Source organism: Streptomyces fuscigenes (assembly GCF_021556455.1).
GTDB lineage: Bacteria > Actinomycetota > Actinomycetes > Streptomycetales > Streptomycetaceae > Streptomyces > Streptomyces fuscigenes.
Genome location: NZ_JAKGCV010000527.1, coordinates 1 through 3,411 on the forward strand (window position 1 = coordinate 1; position 3,411 = coordinate 3,411).

General features: G+C 75.7%; 3 protein-coding genes and 1 pseudogene. 3 read left to right on the forward strand and 1 reads right to left on the reverse strand.

Annotated features, from left to right (window positions below; all coding sequences use genetic code 11):
• The 3 genes from L1885_RS25735 to L1885_RS25745 form a co-directional block, all read left to right on the forward strand.
• The coding region (locus tag L1885_RS25735) for an aminotransferase-like domain-containing protein (RefSeq protein ID WP_235799562.1) at nucleotides 1-1,140 on the forward strand (1,140 nt) is incomplete at its 5' end.
• Between the two features lie 176 nt (nucleotides 1,141-1,316).
• A complete protein-coding gene (locus L1885_RS25740; RefSeq protein WP_235799564.1) occupies nucleotides 1,317-1,547 on the forward strand; it encodes a hypothetical protein in 231 nt (76 codons plus the stop codon).
• A gap of 54 nt (nucleotides 1,548-1,601) precedes the next feature.
• Nucleotides 1,602-2,789: a glutathionylspermidine synthase family protein gene (locus L1885_RS25745; protein WP_235799563.1), complete on the forward strand. Its 1,188-nt coding sequence runs from the start codon at nucleotides 1,602-1,604 to the stop codon at nucleotides 2,787-2,789.
• 58 nt (nucleotides 2,790-2,847) lie between these two features.
• On the opposite strand, the pseudogene L1885_RS25750 reads toward L1885_RS25745, so the two are convergent.
• A pseudogene (locus L1885_RS25750) lies at nucleotides 2,848-3,411 on the reverse strand (hypothetical protein); the annotation flags it as partial.

Consider the following 3,411-nt stretch of genomic DNA (forward strand, 5'->3'; position numbering starts at 1 on the left):
CCCCGGTGGAGCGACCCGCGCCGGAACGCCGGAGCCCGCTTCGACCTGCTGCCCGGCACCCCGACGCTGGCGAACTTCCCCCGCGCCCAGTGGCTGGCCGCCGCGCGGCGCGCGCTGGCCGCGGCACCCTCGGAGGCGTTCGGGTACGGGGACCCGCGCGGCCGCGCCGAGCTGCGCACGGCGCTCGCCGGGTACCTCGCCCGGGCGCGGGGCGTCGACGCCGACCCGGACCGCATCGTGGTCTGCGCGGGCTTCGAGCACGGGCTGCGCCTGATCGGGTCCGTACTGGCGGCGCGGGGCGTGCGGGCGGTCGCGGTGGAGCAGTACGGGGTGCCGCAGTACTTCGCGCTGCTGTCGAGTGCCGGGCTGCGCGTCCCGTCCCTTCCGGCCGACGAACGGGGCACGCGCACGCAGGCCCTCGGCGCCTTCGCCGCCTCCGAGCGGCCCGGCGCGGTCCTGCTCACCGCCGCGCACCAGTTCCCCACCGGTACCGCCCTGACGCCGGAGCGCCGCGCCGAGGTCGTGGACTGGGCCCGCGCGACGGGCGGGCTGGTCCTGGAGGACGACTACGACGGCGAGTTCCGCTACGACCGGCAGCCCGTGGGCGCCCTGCAGAGCCTTGACCCCGAGCGCGTCGTGTACTTCGGCACCACCAGCAAGTCGCTCGCGCCCGCCCTGCGCCTGGGCTGGATGGTGCTGCCGACGGCGGTGACGGCGGAGGTGGTCGCGGCCAAGGGGGCCGTCAACTGGACGCCCGGCGCGATCGACCAGCTGACCCTCGCCGAGTTCATCACCTCCGGTGCGTACGACCGGCACGTGCGCGCCCAGCGGCTGCGCTACCGCCGCCGCCGCGACCAGTTGGTGCGCGCCGTCGCCGAGCGCGCCCCGCACCTGAGGGTGACCGGCATCGCGGCCGGCCTGCACGCCGTGCTCGAACTCCCGCCGGGCACCGAGGAGTCGGTCACCTCGGCCGCCGCGTGGCAGGGGCTCGCGGTCGAGGGGCTGTCCACGTTCGCCCACGGGGACGCCCGCGAGCGGCCCGAGGTCAGGGACCGGGACGCGCTGGTCGTCGGATACGCGACGCCGCCGGACAGCGCCTGGGCGGGCGCGCTCGACGCCCTGTGCCGCGTCCTGCCGTGAGCCGGGGCCGCCCGCCGGCCCCCGCCGCCCGGAGCGGCCCGGCCGCGCGCTGGTGGCATGCCGTACAGGCGTACTAGTGTGAACCGGATTCGGCCATCGACGGGCAGGACACGACGAGGGGGTGGCGCGTGACCACGCGCCGGAAGCTGAAGTCGAGCGCGGTCGTGCTCGGGGGAATGGGTCTGCTCGCGACCACGCTCGTGGCGTGCGGGAGCGATCCCGACAAGCGCTGCGTGGACCCGCAGACGCACAAACTGCTGCCGGACAGCAGGTGCAAGGGCAACGGGACCGGCCGCTACTACTACGGCGGATCCGTGCACAACGGCCGCGTATCGGGCGGCGGTTACTCCAAGTCGGCCGTCAAGCGCGGCGGCTTCGGCGGCGAGCACGGCTCCAGCGGTGGCTGAGACGGCGGCCCGCACGGTGCCGGCCTTGGAAGCCACGACCCCGGCGGCGGGCCGGTGAGGCGGCACACCGTCGAGCCCCGTCCCGACTGGCAGCGGATCGTCGAGGAGCAGGGCGTGGTCTACCCGCTGACCCGCCATCCCGACGGCTCGCTGAAGCCGTACTGGGACGAGAGCGCGTACTACTCCTTCGACCTCGCCGAGATCGAGGCGCTGGAGGACGTGGTCGAGGAGCTGCACGCCATGTGCCTGGCCGCCGCCGGGCACATCGTGGAGCAGGGGCGTTTCGCCGACCTCGGCATCGCGGACCCCAGGATCGCCGGCGCGGTCGCGGAGTCCTGGCGCCGGCGGGCCGAACTGCCTTCCGTGTACGGCCGGTTCGACCTGCGCTACGACGGGCGCGGCGGGCCCGCCAAGATGCTGGAGTACAACGCGGACACGCCCACCTCCCTGGTGGAGGCCGCGAGCGCCCAGTGGTTCTGGATGGAGGACCGCTTCCCGGGCGCCGACCAGTGGAACTCCCTGCACGAGCGGCTCGTCGACGCGTGGAAGCGGCAGGCGCCGCTGCTGCCGCCCGGGCCGCTGCACTTCGTCCACAGCGAGGCGGACGAACTGGGCGAGGACCTGATGACGGTGGCCTACCTGCGGGAGACCGCCGAGCAGGCCGGCCTCCACACGGAGGCGCTGTCGGTGGAGGCGATCGGCTGGGACGACATCGCCGGCCGGTTCGTGGACGACAAACTCCGCTTCATCCGCGGCTGCTTCAAGCTCTACCCCTGGGAGTGGCTGACGGCGGACGAGTTCGGCCCGCACGTCCTGGACACGCTCGACAACGGCGGCGGCACCGGCTCCACCTGCTGGATCGAGCCGGCCTGGAAGATGCTGCTGTCCAACAAGGCGCTGCTGGCGGTCCTGTGGGAGCTGTACCCGGACCACCCGAACCTGCTGCCCGCCCACCTCGACGGACCGCGCGAACTCGCCGTCCGGGGGCCCGGGTACGTCTCCAAGCCGCTCCTCGGCCGCGAGGGCGACGGCGTGCTGATCCACCGGCCGGGCGAGGCGCCCGCCGTCCGCGCGGAGCGCTGCTGCTACCAGGAGCTCGCGGAGCTGCCCGACTTCGACGGCAACCGGGTCGTGCTCGGCGCGTGGGTCGTGGAGGACGAGGCGGCGGGACTCGGCATCAGGGAGTCGTCGGGCCTGGTGACGGACGAGTACGCCCGGTTCGTCCCGCACGTCGTGCGCTGAGGGGCGCGCGCGGGGCGCTCCCGGGGGCGCTCCGGGGGCGGGCGGTGCGGGGGCGCTCCTATGCTGCTTCCGGCACCGGGGTCGCCTCGGGCGCCTCGCCGAACCGGGCGAGCAGCAGCGCGCCCGCCACCGCCACCAGGAACCCGAGGGCCGTGACCCAGCCCAGCCCCGCGCGAGTGCGGTCGCCGAGCCAGAGCACGCCCACGAGTGCCGGGCCGACGGTCTCGCCCACGACCATGCCCGCCGTCGCGGTGGTCACCGCGCCGCGCTGGAGCGCCGACGTCAGGAGCAGGAACCCGGCGCCGCCGCCGAGCAGCACCGCGTACAGGGCCGGGTCGGTCCAGAAGCCGCGGGACGCGGGGTCGAGCGAGTCGACGAGCCGCACCGCGACCTCGACCACCCCGAACCCCGCGCCCGAACCGACGCCCAGCACCAGTGCCCGCGACCGTCCCGGCAGCCGCCCGCAGGCGCCACCCGCCACCAGGACGCAGGCCGCGACGCCGAGCAGCGCCCAGGGCAGCGCGCCGGGCCCCGGCCTCCCGCCCTCCGGGCCCGCCGCGAGGGCGAGGAGCGCGAGCCCGCAGCACACGAGCGCCACGGCGCCCCACTCGGCGCGGCCGAG

Bases quoted from the DNA above. Each gene is read 5' to 3' on its own strand.
- L1885_RS25740 (WP_235799564.1), top strand. From the start codon at position 1,317: ATGGGTCTGCTCGCGACCACGCTCGTGGCGTGCGGGAGCGATCCCGAC.